The 15,734-nt window shown below is 53.5% G+C and carries 18 protein-coding genes; 9 read left to right on the top strand and 9 right to left on the bottom strand.

Features of this window, described 5'->3' with window-relative positions; translation table 11 throughout:
- Positions 1–7 precede the first annotated feature (7 nt).
- The gene (locus tag CDH47_RS06095; RefSeq protein WP_100638970.1) at positions 8–1,456 is read left to right on the top strand and encodes an aspartate kinase; all 1,449 of its coding nucleotides are present in this window, start codon (positions 8–10) and stop codon (positions 1,454–1,456) included.
- A 21-nt stretch (positions 1,457–1,477) separates the two neighbouring features.
- Here CDH47_RS06095 and CDH47_RS06100 read toward each other — a convergent pair whose 3' ends face one another.
- Genes CDH47_RS06100 through pdxH form a run of 3 tightly spaced genes read right to left on the bottom strand, consistent with a single transcriptional unit; the run spans position 1,478 to position 3,501 of the window.
- Entirely contained in the window at positions 1,478–2,086 is a 609-nt protein-coding gene (locus tag CDH47_RS06100) for a DNA-3-methyladenine glycosylase I (protein WP_100638971.1), read from the bottom strand.
- 22 nt (positions 2,087–2,108) lie between these two features.
- Positions 2,109–2,897: a 4'-phosphopantetheinyl transferase family protein gene (locus tag CDH47_RS06105; RefSeq protein WP_100638972.1), complete on the bottom strand. Its 789-nt coding sequence runs from the start codon at positions 2,895–2,897 to the stop codon at positions 2,109–2,111.
- A complete protein-coding gene (pdxH, locus tag CDH47_RS06110; protein WP_100638973.1) occupies positions 2,866–3,501 on the bottom strand; it encodes a pyridoxamine 5'-phosphate oxidase in 636 nt (211 codons plus the stop codon). The genes CDH47_RS06105 and pdxH overlap by 32 nt, the downstream gene beginning before the upstream one ends.
- 200 nt (positions 3,502–3,701) lie before the next feature.
- On the opposite strand from pdxH, the gene CDH47_RS06115 reads away from it, so the two are divergent.
- Together CDH47_RS06115 and yfbR are read left to right on the top strand one after the other, a co-directional pair.
- On the top strand, positions 3,702–6,542 hold the full coding sequence (locus CDH47_RS06115) for a DUF748 domain-containing protein (protein ID WP_100638974.1): 2,841 nt from the start codon (positions 3,702–3,704) through the stop codon (positions 6,540–6,542).
- A 44-nt stretch (positions 6,543–6,586) separates the two neighbouring features.
- Positions 6,587–7,180: a 5'-deoxynucleotidase gene (yfbR, locus tag CDH47_RS06120; protein ID WP_100638975.1), complete on the top strand. Its 594-nt coding sequence runs from the start codon at positions 6,587–6,589 to the stop codon at positions 7,178–7,180.
- Positions 7,181–7,213: 33 nt separating this feature from the next.
- Here yfbR and CDH47_RS06125 read toward each other — a convergent pair whose 3' ends face one another.
- Both CDH47_RS06125 and CDH47_RS06130 read right to left on the bottom strand, forming a co-directional pair.
- Positions 7,214–8,248 carry an SPFH domain-containing protein gene (locus tag CDH47_RS06125; RefSeq protein WP_100638976.1) on the bottom strand — a complete coding sequence of 345 codons (1,035 nt, stop codon included), beginning with the start codon at positions 8,246–8,248 and terminating at the stop codon, positions 7,214–7,216.
- A gap of 2 nt (positions 8,249–8,250) precedes the next feature.
- On the bottom strand, positions 8,251–8,709 hold the full coding sequence (locus CDH47_RS06130; protein ID WP_100638977.1) for an NfeD family protein: 459 nt from the start codon (positions 8,707–8,709) through the stop codon (positions 8,251–8,253).
- A gap of 199 nt (positions 8,710–8,908) precedes the next feature.
- Between CDH47_RS06130 and CDH47_RS06135 the strand changes: the two genes are divergently transcribed.
- The 3 genes from CDH47_RS06135 to CDH47_RS06145 are packed head-to-tail and all read left to right on the top strand — an operon-like array spanning position 8,909 to position 10,970.
- Complete coding sequence (locus tag CDH47_RS06135; protein ID WP_100638978.1) at positions 8,909–9,724, top strand: SDR family NAD(P)-dependent oxidoreductase; 816 nt, start codon at positions 8,909–8,911, stop codon at positions 9,722–9,724.
- A 33-nt stretch (positions 9,725–9,757) separates the two neighbouring features.
- Positions 9,758–10,534, top strand: coding sequence for a class II glutamine amidotransferase (locus CDH47_RS06140; RefSeq protein WP_100638979.1), 777 nt, complete (start codon positions 9,758–9,760; stop codon positions 10,532–10,534).
- 28 nt (positions 10,535–10,562) lie between these two features.
- Positions 10,563–10,970 carry an NINE protein gene (locus CDH47_RS06145; RefSeq protein ID WP_100638980.1) on the top strand — a complete coding sequence of 136 codons (408 nt, stop codon included), beginning with the start codon at positions 10,563–10,565 and terminating at the stop codon, positions 10,968–10,970.
- Here the strand turns inward: CDH47_RS06145 and CDH47_RS06150 are convergent.
- Positions 10,963–12,345 carry a WS/DGAT/MGAT family O-acyltransferase gene (locus CDH47_RS06150; protein ID WP_100638981.1) on the bottom strand — a complete coding sequence of 461 codons (1,383 nt, stop codon included), beginning with the start codon at positions 12,343–12,345 and terminating at the stop codon, positions 10,963–10,965. The two genes, CDH47_RS06145 and CDH47_RS06150, sit on opposite strands and share 8 nt — an antisense overlap.
- A 66-nt stretch (positions 12,346–12,411) precedes the next feature.
- Positions 12,412–13,110: a hypothetical protein gene (locus tag CDH47_RS06155; RefSeq protein ID WP_100638982.1), complete on the bottom strand. Its 699-nt coding sequence runs from the start codon at positions 13,108–13,110 to the stop codon at positions 12,412–12,414.
- Positions 13,111–13,288: 178 nt separating this feature from the next.
- On the opposite strand from CDH47_RS06155, the gene CDH47_RS17575 reads away from it, so the two are divergent.
- The 3 genes from CDH47_RS17575 to CDH47_RS06170 are packed head-to-tail and all read left to right on the top strand — an operon-like array spanning position 13,289 to position 14,814.
- A complete protein-coding gene (locus tag CDH47_RS17575; RefSeq protein ID WP_193601583.1) occupies positions 13,289–13,921 on the top strand; it encodes a type IV toxin-antitoxin system AbiEi family antitoxin domain-containing protein in 633 nt (210 codons plus the stop codon).
- 48 nt (positions 13,922–13,969) lie between these two features.
- A complete protein-coding gene (locus tag CDH47_RS06165) occupies positions 13,970–14,221 on the top strand; it encodes a hypothetical protein (protein WP_205077534.1) in 252 nt (83 codons plus the stop codon).
- A 50-nt stretch (positions 14,222–14,271) separates the two neighbouring features.
- The gene (locus CDH47_RS06170) at positions 14,272–14,814 is read left to right on the top strand and encodes a type I restriction enzyme endonuclease domain-containing protein (protein ID WP_239985597.1); all 543 of its coding nucleotides are present in this window, start codon (positions 14,272–14,274) and stop codon (positions 14,812–14,814) included.
- A 64-nt stretch (positions 14,815–14,878) separates the two neighbouring features.
- Here CDH47_RS06170 and CDH47_RS06175 read toward each other — a convergent pair whose 3' ends face one another.
- Positions 14,879–15,316: a hypothetical protein gene (locus CDH47_RS06175; protein ID WP_100638984.1), complete on the bottom strand. Its 438-nt coding sequence runs from the start codon at positions 15,314–15,316 to the stop codon at positions 14,879–14,881.
- Positions 15,317–15,336: 20 nt separating this feature from the next.
- Entirely contained in the window at positions 15,337–15,687 is a 351-nt protein-coding gene (locus CDH47_RS06180) for a hypothetical protein (protein ID WP_100638985.1), read from the bottom strand.
- Positions 15,688–15,734 lie beyond the last annotated feature (47 nt).

Raw genomic sequence — 15,734 nt, forward strand, 5'->3', positions numbered from 1 at the left:
TAGGACTATGACAAGCCAATTACATACCGTCGAGAAAATCGGCGGTACTTCAATGAGCAATTACGAAGCGGTACGCGACAACATTATTGTTGGCAGCCGCAGTAAAGACGATCTCTATCAACGTATTTTTGTGGTGTCGGCCTACGGTGGCGTAACCAATGAGTTGCTGGAGCACAAAAAAACCGGTGAGCCGGGCGTTTATGCTCTGTTTGCCGATGCCGAATCGGATTGGGCCTGGGGCGATGACCTTACCCAGTTGATCAAGTTCATCACCGATATTAATGGCGAATTGTTTGAAGATCCCATGCTCAAACAGCAGGCAGATCAGTTCATTACCGACCGTATTGAAGGGGTTCGTGGCTGCCTGATTGACCTGCAGCGTTTGTGTTCCTATGGCCAGTTTCAGCTGGAAGAACACTTGCTGACGGTGCGGGAAATGCTTGCCGGTATTGGCGAAGCTCACAGTGCGTTCAACACAGCCCTGAAGCTCCAGCAAGAAGGTATCAATGCACGTTTTGTTGACCTTACCGGCTGGCGCGATACCGAGATGTTGCCGTTGGACGAGAAGCTCAAGCAAGCGTTTGATGCAGTAGATTTAAGCCGCGAGCTGCCCATCGTGACCGGATACGCCCAGTGCAAAGAGGGTCTGATGCGTACCTTCGATCGGGGTTACAGTGAGATGACCTTCAGCCGCGTGGCAGTCATTACTGACGCCCGTGAAGCGATTATTCACAAGGAATACCACCTGAGTTCTGCAGACCCCAATATTGTGGGTGCGGATAAAGTGGTTCCATTGGGGCGCACCAACTACGACGTAGGCGACCAGCTGGCAAACCTGGGTATGGAAGCCATTCATCCCCGTGCCGGTAAAGGTCTGCGCCAAGCCGAGATCCCGCTGCGGGTGATGAATACCTTTGAGCCAGAGCACACTGGAACTCTGATTACGGGTGATTACATCAGTGAAAAGCCACAGGTTGAGATTATTGCCGGTGCAAAGGGCGTTTTCGCTATTGAGGTGTTCGACCAGGATATGCAGGGAGAGCCTGGCTCCGACCGTCGTATCCTGGATATCCTGAGCCGCTTTAAAGTGCGCTTTATGGCCAAGGATACCAACGCCAACACCATTACCCATTACGTGGGTAGCACGCTCAAGCACGTCAAGCGTGTTGTGAGTGCGTTGAAAGACGATTTCCCCAACGGTGAAATCAGTACCCGTAAAGTGGCGGTGGTTTCTGCCATTGGCAGTGATATAAAAATACCAGACATCCTTGTGCGTTCCGTCAAAGCGCTGGCAGAAGAGAAGATCAACGTATTGGCCATGCATCAGTGCATGCGCCAGGTTGATCTCCAGTTTGTAGTCGATGAAAGCAACTATGAGAAAGCGATCATGGCTTTGCACGGTGCTTTGGTTGAGCCTCACAACCATGGGTACGCTATTGTGGCAGCCTCTGAGTAATGCCTCAGAGTTCGGAGAGCCCTAGACGTCTTGGCTCTCCGAACGGCATTCAGCGTGCTGCGGGCAGTGAATCATGTGGTCGTTGACCATGCCCGTGGCCTGCATGAACGCATAAACAATGGTTGGGCCCACAAAGTTAAAGCCCGCTTTCTTCAGCGCCCGGGACATGGCTTCGGATTCCGGCGTGGTAACCGGTACCTCTTCAAAGCTGCGCCAGTTATTCTGGATGGGTGCATGCCCGACAAACGACCAGAGAAAATCTGAAAAACCCCTGCCTTCCTCCTGCAAGCTCAAAAAACCTTTGGCGTTTTTGATGATCGACTGCACTTTCAGCCTGTTTCGTACAATGCCTGGATTGGCTAATAATTCCGCCACCTTGGCATCATCGTACTGAATGATCTTCTCTGGGTTGAAGTTGTCATAAGCCGCCCGGTAGCTTTCCTGTTTGCGCAGAATGGTTATCCAGCTCAGGCCGGCCTGCTGGCCATCCAGGCAGAGCTTTTCGAACAGCGCCAGGTCTTCATACTCTGGCCTTCCCCAAACGCTGTCGTGGTAGTGCACATAAAGCGGATCGGTACCGCACCATGAGCAGCGCTCCGGAAGTGCCTGATTTGCTTGGGATGCGGGCATGGGGTGGCCTTTCAAATAGGTGTCAGGGCTGTGGCTTTGCGTGGATTTTGCGATGAAATATGGGCTCCCAGTGCGTATCCAGTGCCTGCGCCGAGCTCAGGCTGTAATCGTCAAGGGGTGGTTCCAGCAGCGTGATCCTTGGCCATGAGGCGCTTTGGTCGTTTGGGGTTTGCCTGTACACCAGTGTGCACAGAAAACCTTCAGTGTAAAAAACACAGGCTTGCCAGTGACCGTCGGGCTGATCACCGTAGAGTTCAAAGTTTTTGCGTACCTCCAGCGTTTGCAAATTGCCTGCAATGCCACGGCCAGTGGCCTTCAGCCAGGCTTCTTTCAGCGTCCAGGCCTGGAGAAAAGCCTGGGCATCATCCTCTTGAAACAGCCACTCCTGCTCCACCGGGGAGAACCAGCGCTTAACCACCTTTTGCCAACGTGGGTGTCGTTTGCTGGGTTCTATGTCTATACCCAATGCGGACCCGTATTGAGTCGCGCAGGCAGAGAGCCCATGGCTGTGGCTCAGGGAGAGGTGCCAGCCTGCCGGGCAGGCTGCGGTGGTTGGGCGCCCTTCCACCGGACAGCACAGGTCGGGCTCTATAGAGCCTGCCTTGCTTAAAGCCTGGCGGATCAACCATCGGCTGGTAAGGAACTCAGTCACGCGGTCGCCACTGAGCTGGGCGAATCGCTCGTGCTCGTGGGCTGTCAGCCAGCTCGGTGCCACCCGGGGCGCTCGCCCGGTCTGATGGCACAGTTTGATGGTGGGCTTGTGCAGAGCAGCTCCGGAATCAAGGTTGGAGTCGTTTAATGAGCCAGCCATCGCCGTCCCTCACGTATTCAAATCGATCGTGAAGACGGCTAGGGCGGCCCTGCCAGAATTCGATGCGTTCAGGCACAACACGGTAACCACCCCAGAAGCCGGGCAGTGGCACCTCGCCTTCGCTGAACTTGCGCTTCATTTCGGAGACTTTCTGTTCAAGTAGCCCTCTTGAGGTGATGGCTTTGCTCTGCTCGGAAACCCAGGCACCAATCTGGCTGCCCCTTGGGCGCGAGGCAAAGTACTTGAGGGATTCGGTTTTACTGACCTTCTCAACCTTGCCTTGAATGCGTACCTGGCGGTTAAGGCCAATCCATGGAAACAAAAGCGCCGCCTTGGGGTTCTCGCCAATTTCATGAGCCTTTCGGCTTTCATAATTGGTATAGAACACAAAACCGCGGTTATCAAAGTACTTCAGCAGCACCGTACGTAAATCAGGCGTATTGTCAGCACCTGATGTGGCCAGGGACATAGCGTTGGGCTCGAGAATACCGGCATTGCGTGCGTCTTCGAACCAGCCTTCAAATTGCTGCACCGGATCGTTGTTCAGCGCCTCGCGATCGAGGCCCTCACTTTCAAAATCGCGACGCATATCGCTGATGTCCATAAAGGCCTGCCCTCATACACTGAAGTTAAAAAAGATGTATCTAAAAGAGAATATTAATCAAGCTGAATACGAGCTTTCAGGATATAGAGTTCAGTTTCATCTGTCAGCGGTTGCTGCACAGTGGCTGACAAACAGGTGTCCACCCGACTATCCTTGTGGAAAGGTTTTCCTCGAACTTCATAGTCGCTAAGGAGATATCCGTGGCTGAAAGCCGTCAGCGCAGTCGCCTTCCCAGAAACCTGGTCATCGGCGTGCTCATACTCATCGTGTTATATAGCCTGGCCGGATTTCTGGTGCTGCCCTGGTGGTTGAAGCGTGCCTTGCCCGACCAACTGGTGCAGCAAATGGGCTGGCAGACGGATATTGGCGAGATTAACAGCAACCCGTTTGCTTTGAGCATAGAAGCTCTGAATCTGTCGGCCCAAGATAATAATAGCGAAAAGGTCGTAGGGTTTGATCGCCTGTATATCAACCTGAGTTTCTTTGAGTTGATTCGCGGCATTGTCGGATTTGAAGCGATTGAGCTGGATGAGCCATACATCCGGTTGGATTTGCTTGACGATTACAGCGTGAACTTCGCCCGTGATTTCCAGTCTGCCAGCGCACGACAAGATGGCCAGCTTGCAGAGCCCGCTGAGCCAGAGGAAAGCCAGTCGCCACCCTCTCTGTATCTGCAGCAGTTCACCATAAACGGGGGCGAGTTGTTGTTTCGGGATTTCACTCAGCCGGATATGGCCGAGTTTCGCATTAGGCCTCTGGATCTTACCCTGAGCGATCTGGCTACCTGGCAGCGGGATGATCGCAACAGCGACTATCACCTGCAGGCAGCCATAGGTGACCAGACGATTGAGTGGCAGGGCAACCTGAGTGTTACACCGCTTTATTCGAATGGGAATCTCGCCATTTCAGGGGTCGACCACAAAACCCTTGGGCACTTTCTTGCCCCTTACCTGCCCTACGGTTTGCTCGGCGGCAAAGTTACCGTGGGTTCCGATTACGAGTTGCAGACCGGGGAAAGGCTGCAACTTGTCACGACCAATGGCCGGGTGCTGGTGGAAAACCTGGCGGTTGCGCCAAATAAACAGGCTGAACAGGCCCGGCTGAGCACCGCTTCAATCGCCATCGACGATATTGGTTTTGATCTATGGGCCCGGGAAGCCCAGGTTGGAAAAGTCTCCTTGGCGCAGCCTGATGTTGCACTGGCGCGAAACAACGGCGGAGAGATTGACTGGATTGCTTCGCTTGCCGAGTTTTCCAAAGAGAGTGAGGCGGACAGCGAGCAAAAGGGCCCCGAGCCCGGCGCGCCCGCACCTGCGGAAACCCAGCAACCGTTTCGGTGGTCCCTTGCGGGCATTGATGTGTCTGAAGGCCGAGTGCTTTGGCAGGATCAACAGCCTGGATCGCCGGCAGAGCTCGTACTTGAACCACTATCGTTATCTATCGGCAGCATTAACAGTGCCATGGAAGATCAGGTGTCCTATGAGCTACAGGCTGCTCTTGGCAGTGGTGGCAAGCTTTCTGTCAGGGGCCAGTTAACACCTCAGCCTTTCACATTGGAAGCCGCCATCTCAGGCTCAGGCATTCTGCTGGCGGCCTTTGAGCCCTATTTGCAGGAGTCAGCCAATCTTGCCATTGCAGGCGGTACGCTGGGGCTGGATGGAAATCTGGATCTGGATAGCCAGCAGGAACCTTTAACCGGCACTTTCAGTGGCAATGCTGAGGTTTCCGGGTTGAATCTGCAATTGCCGGGCAGCAATGAACGCCTTGTGTCATGGCAGACGCTGCGCCTGACCCCCATTGAGTATAATGTGCACCCGGCTCGGCTGGAAATTGGCACGGTGACGCTGGCTGAGCCGGCGATTAATCTGGTGCGCAACCCGGATAACATTCATAACGTGGAACAAATCAGCCTCGATTCCAAGACCGGTGATGCTGCTGAGCCAGCTCAGCAGGAATCCACTGATGAGGCAGGTTTTATCTTCCGCATCGGCCAGCTGATGATTGAACAAGGCGCGCTCGATTACACGGATCGTACTTTGGACCCGGCGTTTACAACCTCCATCGACCGGCTCAGCGGGACGGTTTCCGGCCTTAGTAACGTGGCGCCGCAGCAGGGTAAGGTCGCCCTGAAAGGGCGAGTAGGAAGCAGTGCCAGCATTGAGTTTGACGGCACAATCGGCACCCTGGGGGCTGAAGAAACCAACAATCTCACTTTGGTGATGAAAAACCTCTCCTTGCCTGCCCTTACGCCTTATTTGGGGCGGTATCTGGGCTATAGCATCGACAGTGGCAAGCTGGAACTGGATCTTGATTATGAGATTACCGGCAGCCAGATAAAAGCCTCGAACCGGGTGGTTATGGACCGTCTTGGGCTGGGACAGGCCATTGCCAGTGAGGAAGCCATTAATGCTCCGGTGAAACTGGGTCTGGCGCTGCTGCGGGACAGCAACGGTGTTATTGAAGTGGACCTGCCCATCAGTGGCGATATGGACAGCCCGGATTTCAGAGTGGGTCAGGTGGTGATGCGCGCCTTTGTGAATTTATTGGCAAAAGCAGCCACATCGCCGTTCAGTGTGCTTGGCTCCATTGCTGAGCTTGCCGGCTTGAGTGGCGAAGAACTGGGGCAAGTGGGTTTCGAACCGGGCACTACCAAGCTGGTACCGGGGGAGGCGGAGAAGCTGGCAACTCTTGGAGAAGCCCTGCTTGATCGCCCGAATTTGCTGCTGAACATTCGCGGTGGTGTTTCACCGGATGCCGACGGGCTGGCGCTTCTGCGTGATGAAATGGCGGCAAGCCAGAGCGAAGAGTTGACCGAGGAAGCCTGGAATGAGGCCCGCGAGGCGTATCTTGCAGGCGAGCGATCACTGGCACCTGAGGCGCTGAATAATCTCGCCAGTGCCCGTGGCAGTGCGCTGATGGATATACTGCGTGATACTCACAATGTGTCGGCCAAGCAGCTCTTTATGCTCGAACCCTCCCGCGATGCGACGGTGTCGGAAGATGGCAAGGTTATTGTAGGGTTTACGCTGGATGCCCGCTAAGGCGCGTATAAATTACACAATAGTATTCAAAAGGAACACGGCGCGTGCCCAAGGCTAGCAGTCATTTTTTTGCTTACGTTTCCCGCCTGCGCTGGATCAAGCGTTGGGGATTGATGCGCAATGCCATCGAAGAAAATGTCGCAACCCATTCATGGGAAGTGGCCACCCTGGCCCATGCCTTGGCGCTGATTCGCAATCGCCACTTCGGTGGGCGTGTGAATGCCGACAAGCTTGCCGCTGCGGCGCTGTACCACGATGCCACAGAGGTTATAACCGGGGATATGCCCACGCCCGTAAAGTACCACTCCCAGGTTATGCGGGAAGCCTTTGGTGACATTGAGCATAAAGCGGAAGCGGAGCTTTTGGCATTGTTGCCGCAGGACTTGCGCGAGGACTTTGCGCCTTACCTTCAGGAGTCTCAATTACCAGATGAGGATCGTGAGCTGATCAAGGCAGCAGACCGCTTGTCGGCTTGGCTGAAGTGTCAGGCAGAAGTGCGTGCGGGTAACCGTGAATTTGAGCCGGCGGAGAAGCAGATTCGGCAAAGACTTATGCAGGAAGGCTTGCCAGAGGTGATGTACTTTATGGAGGTGTTTGCACCCAGTTATGAAGAGCCGCTGGACAACCTGCTGGGCTGAACCCAGCAGGTTGTCCGTTCCTGTGCCAGAGAATCAGGCGTTGCTGGCGCCGCCTACCAAACCACCGCGCAGACCATCCTTTTGCAGCGACTGGCGAACCACGTCTTCCGGGCTTCCGGCCAGTTCCCGGAACATACCCATAGAGCCCAATAGAGCAGACGACTCGTAGGGCACAAATACCCGCTCGCCGTCTTTTGCCATGTTTGGCAGTACCTTGATGTAGCTTTGCCCCAGCAGATAGCCGATAACCGTCTGCTTGTTTTCTTCCGACTCGCCCATGGCACTCAGTACCAGGCGTATGGATTCCTGTTCGCCCTGAGCACGCAAAATGGCAGACTGTTTGTCACCTTCGGCATTGAGAATGGCGGATTCCCGTTCACCCTGGGCCATGGCGATGGCGGCTGTTTTCTCACCCTCAGCTTCGGTAACCGTAGCCCGGCGCTTACGCTCTGCGGCCATTTGCAGGCGCATGGCCTCTTCCACTTCTTCCGGCATGCTGATGTCCTGAACTTCCACCCGCGTCAGCTTTACACCCCATTTGGAGGCAGGTTCTTCCATTTCGGCCTGAATGGCGTTGTTCACTTCAGCGCGGGATTCAAACAGTTTATCCAGCTCCATCTTGCCCACCACCGAACGCAGGGTGGTTTTTGCCAGCACTTCAACGGCCTGGCTCATGTTAGCCACTTCGTACACAGCACGGCGGGGATCAATAATCTGGTAGTAGAGCGCACCGTTGATTTTTACAGTTACGTTGTCGGTGGTCACCACCGGCTGCCCCGGGAAGTCCATGACGGTTTCCCGGCGATCGATGCGGATTTCATCGGTGGTCATGGGGTGATATTCGTCGCCCATGCGCATGTAACGAATCATGGTGATGGGGCGGGGCCGTTCGATGAACGGAATAATGATGTTTACGCCGCTTTCCAGAACGCGGTTGAACGAACCCAGGCGCTCAATCACGATGACTTCGGATTGCCGCACAATCACCAAGCCTTTGGCGATGATAAAAATACCAATAGCGACAACAATCAGGCTGATGATCAGCCCCGGTGTGATAAACGATTCCATGCTTACTGTTCCTTGTGTGTAACTGTGTTGACGATGGCAGTGGTGCCATCAAACTGTCTGAAAATAACCTCGGTTCCCTCCGGGAAATCGGTGGCGCCGGTAGTGTCGTCTCTCAGGCGGTAAAAGTCGCCGTTGATTTTGATGCCGGTGGCGCTATCAAAATCCCGCTTAAGGGTGCGATAACGCTGGCCCTGCTCCACACCGGTTCCGGTGGTTCCGTAGGCTACGCCCCTGGGCGAAAACCGCGGGCGAATCCAGCGAATCGCAATCGGTACCAGTAGGCCCGAAAATATGCCCATGCCAGCCAGTTGCCATTCGAACGACATGCCAACGTAAGCCAGTAAGGCTGTCAGAGCAGCCGCTATAGCCAGCGCCAGCAGCAGAAAGATGCCGTAAGCCAACTCGGCCAGGCCCAGTGCGAGAGCCAGAATCAGCCAGAAATGTGTAAGGCTCCATTCCATACAGAAAATCCGCAGGTTCAGGGTTAAAGAAATCCGCGAGGTGGAACTCCCGGGAGGTGGATTGTACCCAAAAGCCATGCCTGAGTCCGAGTGGCCTTGGCGTCGTGTAATGCAGAAATTAAAGGCGATATGCTGATCAGAGGCAGTTGATAGAGTATCTTCTTTAATCAGCACACCACATAACAAGAGACAAGTGCCCATGAAAGTTCTGAAAAACAAGGTAGCGGTAGTGACGGGAGCAGGGTCCGGTATCGGTCGCGCACTCGCCAAAGCACTGGCATCGCGGGGCTGCAGGCTGGCGCTCTCTGATGTTAACGAGGAGGGGCTTGCAGAAACGGCTGCGGAAATTACAGGCACGCCGGTCAGAACCTACCGTCTGGATGTGAGCGACAGAAACGCTATCTACGCCCATGCAGAGGAAGTGGCAAAGGACTTTGGCCAGGTTAATCTGATTATCAACAATGCGGGCGTGGCACTTTCTGCAACCGTGAGAGAGATGACCGACGCGGATTTTGACTGGATCATGAGTATCAACTTCTGGGGCGTGACCCACGGCACCCGAGCCTTCCTGCCTCACCTGATCGCCTCTGGTGATGGCCATGTGGTGAATATCTCCAGTGTGTTTGGGCTGATCGGAGTGCCTACCCAAAGCGCCTATAATGCGGCCAAATTTGCGGTGCGCGGTTTTACTGAATCGCTGCGCCAGGAAATGAAGCTGGAAAAACAACCCGTTGCTGTTAGTTGTGTACATCCGGGCGGCATTCGTACCAACATTGCCAACTCGGCGCGCACCAGCAAGCCAAAAAGTGCGGAAGAACTACGCAAAGGTTTTGATAAACTGGCCATGACCACGCCGGAAAAGGCCGCTGAGATCATTGTGAAAGGCATTCTCAAAAACGAATCCCGCATTCTTGTAGGAACAGATGCTTGGGGGATTGATGCCATTAATCGCCTGTTGGGTTCAGCTTACCAGCCTTTGCTAGAGCGTTTAGCCGGCAAAACGTTGTATCGCTGACCAACTCTATAACGCAAGGAATCGCCTCGCTCTATGTGTGAATTACTGGCTATGAGTGCCAATACACCCACCGATCTCTGCTTCAGCTTTACCGGGCTGACCCGCAGAGGCGGCGACACCGGCCCCCATAAGGATGGCTGGGGTGTGGCTTTTTATGAAGGCAAAGGCGTGCGGGCCTTCCATGATGTGGATGCCAGCTCAAACTCACGGCTTGCTGAGGTGGTTCAGACCCACCCTATCAAAAGCGAAGTGGCTATTTGCCACATTCGTCAGGCCAATGTGGGGGAGGTCTGCCTGGCGAACACCCATCCGTTCAAGCGTGAACTTTGGGGGCGCTACTGGGTGTTTGCCCACAATGGGCAGCTATCTGACTTCCGGCCTACCCCGGGTTTTTATGAACCGGTAGGCAACACTGATAGTGAGGCGCTATTTTGTGAAATGCTCAACCACCTGCGAAAACACTGTGATCGAAATGACTCGGCAGAGGTTATTACAAAACAGTTGGTTGAGCTCTCGAAAACGTTTGCGGGGCAAGGCGTTTTCAACCTTTTGCTGAGCAACGGCGACTGGCTGTTCACCTACTGCACCACCAAAATGGCCAGCATTACTCGCCGCGCGCCATTCGGCCCGGCAAGGTTGAAAGATGCAGATGTTATAGTGGATTTCGAGTCTGAAACCACGCCAAACGATATCGTCAGCGTTATCGTAACCGAACCACTGACCAGCGATGAGGAATGGGATGTTTATCAGCCCGGTGAGTGGCGGTTGTGGCGCAAGGGTATTGTGGATGCGAAAGGCGTAGCACTATGATTGTTAATCAATGGTTAGCGGAGAAGTCATGATTACCCGGCCTGATACGCACAGCAAATTACTGGGATACCTGCTCTGGATTTTTGGATTTCTGGGCTCCCACCGCTTCTACTACGGCAAACCCATTACCGGAACCATCTGGTTCTTTACCTTTGGTCTGTTTCTCATCGGCTGGATTATCGACTTCTTCCTCATTCCCTCCATGGACGAACAGGCCGACAACCGGTTCCGTGAAGGCGAAGTGAACTACAACCTCGGCTGGTTGCTACTCACCTTCACCGGCGTATTTGGCTTGCACAGAATGTACATGGGCAAATGGATCAGCGGCATTATTTACCTGCTGACCGGCGGCCTGTTCCTGATTGGCGTGCTTTACGACTTCTGGACCTTGAACGAGCAGATCTCCGAGCGTAATCGCGAAGCGAAGTTTAACTAGCCATGTCCTGCTCCAACTCCACCAGCCCCTCCTCCAGATAGTCCAGCATGCGCTGGAGGCTAGGTAAGGTGCGGCGGCAGCCTATCAAACCAAACTCGACCTGGTCGTTGTAGCTGGTCACGGTCATATTCAGTGCCAGGCGATCCATGGCAATCGACACAGGGTACATGCCCTCCAGCCTGGCACCGTTCCAGTAACGGGTTTCTTTTGGCCCTGGCACATTGGATATAACCACGTTGAATGTTTGCCACTTCGGGGCCATGCCGGTCAGCAAATTAAATGCTGCGGGCGCCAGGGTCAGAGCCGTGTAGTTGAGAATTTCTTCAGGCGACATGTCGGCGTAGCGTTCTTTTGCTTCTTGCATGCCCCGATTAATCTTCCTGAGCCGGTTGCCTGCGTGGCTTTCATCTGTGTGCAGGTTGGCCAGAATAACGCCTACCTGGTTGCCTTCCGTTTTCTCCTCACCAGGGGGCTGATATTTGCGCAGTGATACCGGAACCATCGCAATCAACGGCTTGTCTGGCAGTGCGTCCAGATTCATAAGGTAGGTACGCAAAGCACTGGCACACATGGCGGTAACCACATCGTTCACAGTGGCGTTGTACCCATGGCAAACGGCTTTTATGCGCTTGAGACACCAGGATTGCGCCGCGAATCGGCGGGAACCAGTAATTTTTCGATTCAGAATGCTTCGCGGAGCATGAAACATGGAATTGTAGGCTGGGTCTTTGCGGGCCTTGTTTACAGAACGCAGTAACTCCCGAGCGACTGTCGGCAAAGTCCCAAGCTGCTTGCCCGACGCTCCCAGTAAATGGCTGATACTCTGCCAGAGAGACGGGCTGCTTCTGTCCCCGCCTCGCCCTTGCCGCACAGACATATCCCAAACGGGTGGCATGTTGCGTTTTGATGGGTCCGTAGACAACATTCTCTGAGTCATTCGCATGGCGGAAATACCATCCACAAGGGAATGGTGCACTTTCACGTAAACCGCAAACTGCCTGTCTCCAAGCCCCTCAATAAGGTGGAACTCCCATAAGGGTCGCTCTCGATCCATCAAGTGCGAATGCTCGGCAGAAACAAAGGCAAGCAACTCACGGATGCGGCCGGGTGTCGGCAAGGCTTCAAAGCGGAAATGGTGCTCCAGATCCAGATAATCATCGTGCACCCACACAGGTTGTGCTAAACGACTGTCCAGGCGCTGGTTGAAAGGTGGCGTTACTTGTGTGTCTTTTCGAAGTTGCTCAGCAAGCCGTGCTACGTAATCATCAGGCGCATCGTCAGGAAAGGAAAAAATCTGCAGACCGCCTACGTGCATGGGTTGTTGGCGCTTTTCCAGCCAGAGAAAGAGCTGATCTGTAGGGCTGAGCGGCTTCACGGGCGACGTCCTCTTTATGATTATTTTTATGATCCTGCTTTATTGATAGAGGATAGCAGCATCGTACTAGCTTGTACGCCGCAGCATCTGCATGGGTACCCGGTAACGCACACCCCGGGACTTGCCCGTACCGTCCACAGTGCAGGTTTTGCGGTTAACTCTCGTAATCTCGCCCTGAAATTCCTGTAAACCATGGTTAAAAGCTACGGCCTCGCCAACTTTCCAGGCCGCCTTCTGTTTATTGGTATCAGGCATATCGAAAGACTGCTGAGGCAGATCAATGCCCTGCTGTTCCGCGCGCATTGCTAATACTTCTCGCACGGCACCTGCTTCTCCATTCTCATGCAGACCATCCAGAATGTTATAGAAGTGCCGGTTGTGAACCGAGCCAGGAAACCTGTGGCCTGCACTGTGTTGCAGCAAATGTGCGAACTCGTGGCAGCAGGTGTGTGCCAGCAGGTTAAGCGTGTTCAGCTCGCCGTCGAAATATCCGCGCCTGTGGATCTCGCGGCTGGAGAGCCAACCACTCGCCGTGGCGGGATGGTGCTTGGCCTGAATCATGCGAAGGCCGTAAGTGATTTGGTGCTGTTTTCGCTGGGGGGCAAAGCGGTGATACGTGGCCTGACCTGAGCCCACGCGGCATACCAACTTACTACCGGGTACGCGGTCTGTGACCCAGGCGGCAGCCGGCTGCCAGAGAACCTGTTCGGTAATATTGCACATCAGCTCGCCTAGCTGACGGGCCGGGATTTTAGAGTTGCTCATGGCAATTGATGGGATTCACGCTTTAGGCTTTGGTTGTTCGAACCTGGTGAGAATAACCTTCGAATGGCATGTTTGCTATGGCTCGTACGTTCAATGTTGTTTAGAGTCTCTCCACATTTTGTGTAGTGGTAGTTTCAGGAGGCACCTTGCCCCATGAATGCCGAACAGCTAAAACAACTTGAAGACGACCTCTGGTCTGCCGGAACAGGAAGATCTTGCCCGAAAGATCAAGCAGGCCATGGAGGCCATTGAGGAGTATAAGCCCGAACTGGATGGTATTCTGTCAAAGGATGAATGTTTTACGCTCACCCCCACCTTGGTGGTCAAACTGATGGTGGAAATCGAACCGCGCCACGGCATGTTATACGACCCGGCCTCGGGTTTGAATCGACAACTTAGAGAAAACCAACTCTTCCCCCCGCTTGAACCCACAATACTAATCAGACAAGCTGTCGCCAGATATCAACAAGTGGTGACTGTTTGTCTGATTCCGGCTCTGCCCGACCCTCCCGGGTACAACTCCAAACCCTGTTCCGCCAGCACGGCGGCCAGGTACCGGTTCTCCGGGCGGGCATTCAGTGAAGGCATTGAGCAGGTAACGGTCGACGGCATCACACTGCAGGTCTACAACCCGGAGAAAACCCTGGCGGACTGCTTCAAGTTCCGCAATCGCATCGGTATGGATGTGGTGCTGGAAGCACTGGAGCTCTACCGCACCCGCAAAACCTTCCGGCCGGGCATACTGATGGAATACGCAAGAATCTGCAGGGTTGCTAATGTGATGGCACCCTATGTGGAAGCCAAGTTGTAAATAGAGTCAGGTTCTTAATGGAATAAACAAACGTGAAAGGAGATCACGATGGCCAAAGATATCGCCGCATCTGTTCGTCAGAAACTGCTGAATAAATCCCGGGAAGAGAAACGTCCTTTTCAGGAGCTGCTTCAGTATTACGCCATGGAGCGGTTTTTATATCGGCTGAGCCAGACCAGCAATGAGCCTGAGGCGATTCTGGCTCAGGTGGCTGAAATTATTGCTACTGAGGTGGCGAAGGATGCCCCTGGGGAAATCTGGAACCCACCCGGTCCATGGAGTCGGCAGGCCGATGGCTAGTTTTATTTCGGAAGACAACATTGAGCAGGCGCTGTTGCAGCGACTGCAGCATGTACACGGTTTCAATGTGCTGGATTGCTATACCGCAAAGCCAGAAGATTTCAGAGCTGTTGGATGAGAGCGTGGTGGTAGACAACGCCGAGGCGTTTAACATCAAGGAGAACCGTGCTGAATACGAAATCGTCCAGAAAGGCCAGGGCTGGGATCTGAGCAAGATTAACTACGACAAGCTCCGTGAGGATTTCAAAAAAGCGGAGTACAAGCACATTGAGATCGCTGAGTTGCGTGCTTTTATCGAAAACAAACTGCAGCAGCTTCTTGAGCAGAATCATACCCGCACGGATTTTGCCCAGCGGTTACAGGAGATCATCGACAAGTACAATTCCGGGAGTTCGTCCGCCGATGCCTTTTATGAAGACCTGGTGAAGTACGTAGGTAATCTGAAAGAAGAATCTGAGCGCCACATTCGTGAGGGGCTCAGCGAGAATGAGCTGGAGATCTACGATCTTTTGAAAAAAGACAGGCTCACCAAGGAGAAGTGTGACAATGTTTTTGAGTTGGTGGTGGAGTTTGCAGCCAATGGTAGGAAGTAGGTAGCGTAGCGGCGGACAACCTGTTCAAGTCACCACCCACAACAAAAAAATCACAAAAAAATCGTTAGATACCGGGTGATATCGATCCAGCAATTTTATCAAATTCCTCTTCTGGAAAGCTGAAAATAAGGATGGAATCGGGGTGCTCCTCATTGACCAAATAGCCGGTCAGATAATTACGGTACTTCGCAGAGAACCCTTTGAACCCTGAGGAAAAGCTGAGCGAGTTTGTTTCAACGGTCTCTGATTCCGAGTCGGATCTGAGTTTGCTCAGGAAATCAGAGGTTGAAGGAATTTCCCTGGGTACGGGCTCGACTCGGATGAATCCGATGAACTTCCCGTTACGAAAGAGGCTTGTTTCGTTGCTGTCGATGCGCAAAGTATCAAATAAGGATGATTGCACTGACACCGCGTACTCTTGGCTGGGTGACAATGATATTGATTTGGTAGATGCGCAGCCAGAAAGAGCAAAAATGAGTATCGCTATTCCAATGAACTTCATTGGCTTTATGTGTCCTTATCTTATCTCAGTGAAGTTTCCAGTGGGCCTCTGAATTGTAGCCCACGAGTCATCTTGCAGGTAAGGCTGAGTTTAACCGAGCCTCGAACAAAAGGTTCTCCTGCGGCACGGATCACTCTGATTGCCCATTTTCGGATACCATTTGCCGGCGCGAGCAGGTCTTTGGGGTTTGGCACAGCATCTATCCAACGACTGCATTCATCGCTCTCGGTAATCAGCTGCGCAATAAGCTCTAATGTCTCTGGCGTTATGCTGCCGGTGTGAAATCGGCTTGCGATGCGCTCATTGTAAAACGCAGTGATGATCGCCTGAACGGCCGCAACTTCTTCCTCAGTTAAATTAATGTTGCTCACTATCAAATTCCTTTTGATAGATTGAATGGCGAAAGAGGGGTCTTGAC

The sequence above is a fragment of the Marinobacter salexigens genome (genome assembly GCF_002806945.1).
Taxonomy (GTDB): Bacteria; Pseudomonadota; Gammaproteobacteria; order Pseudomonadales; family Oleiphilaceae; genus Marinobacter; species Marinobacter salexigens.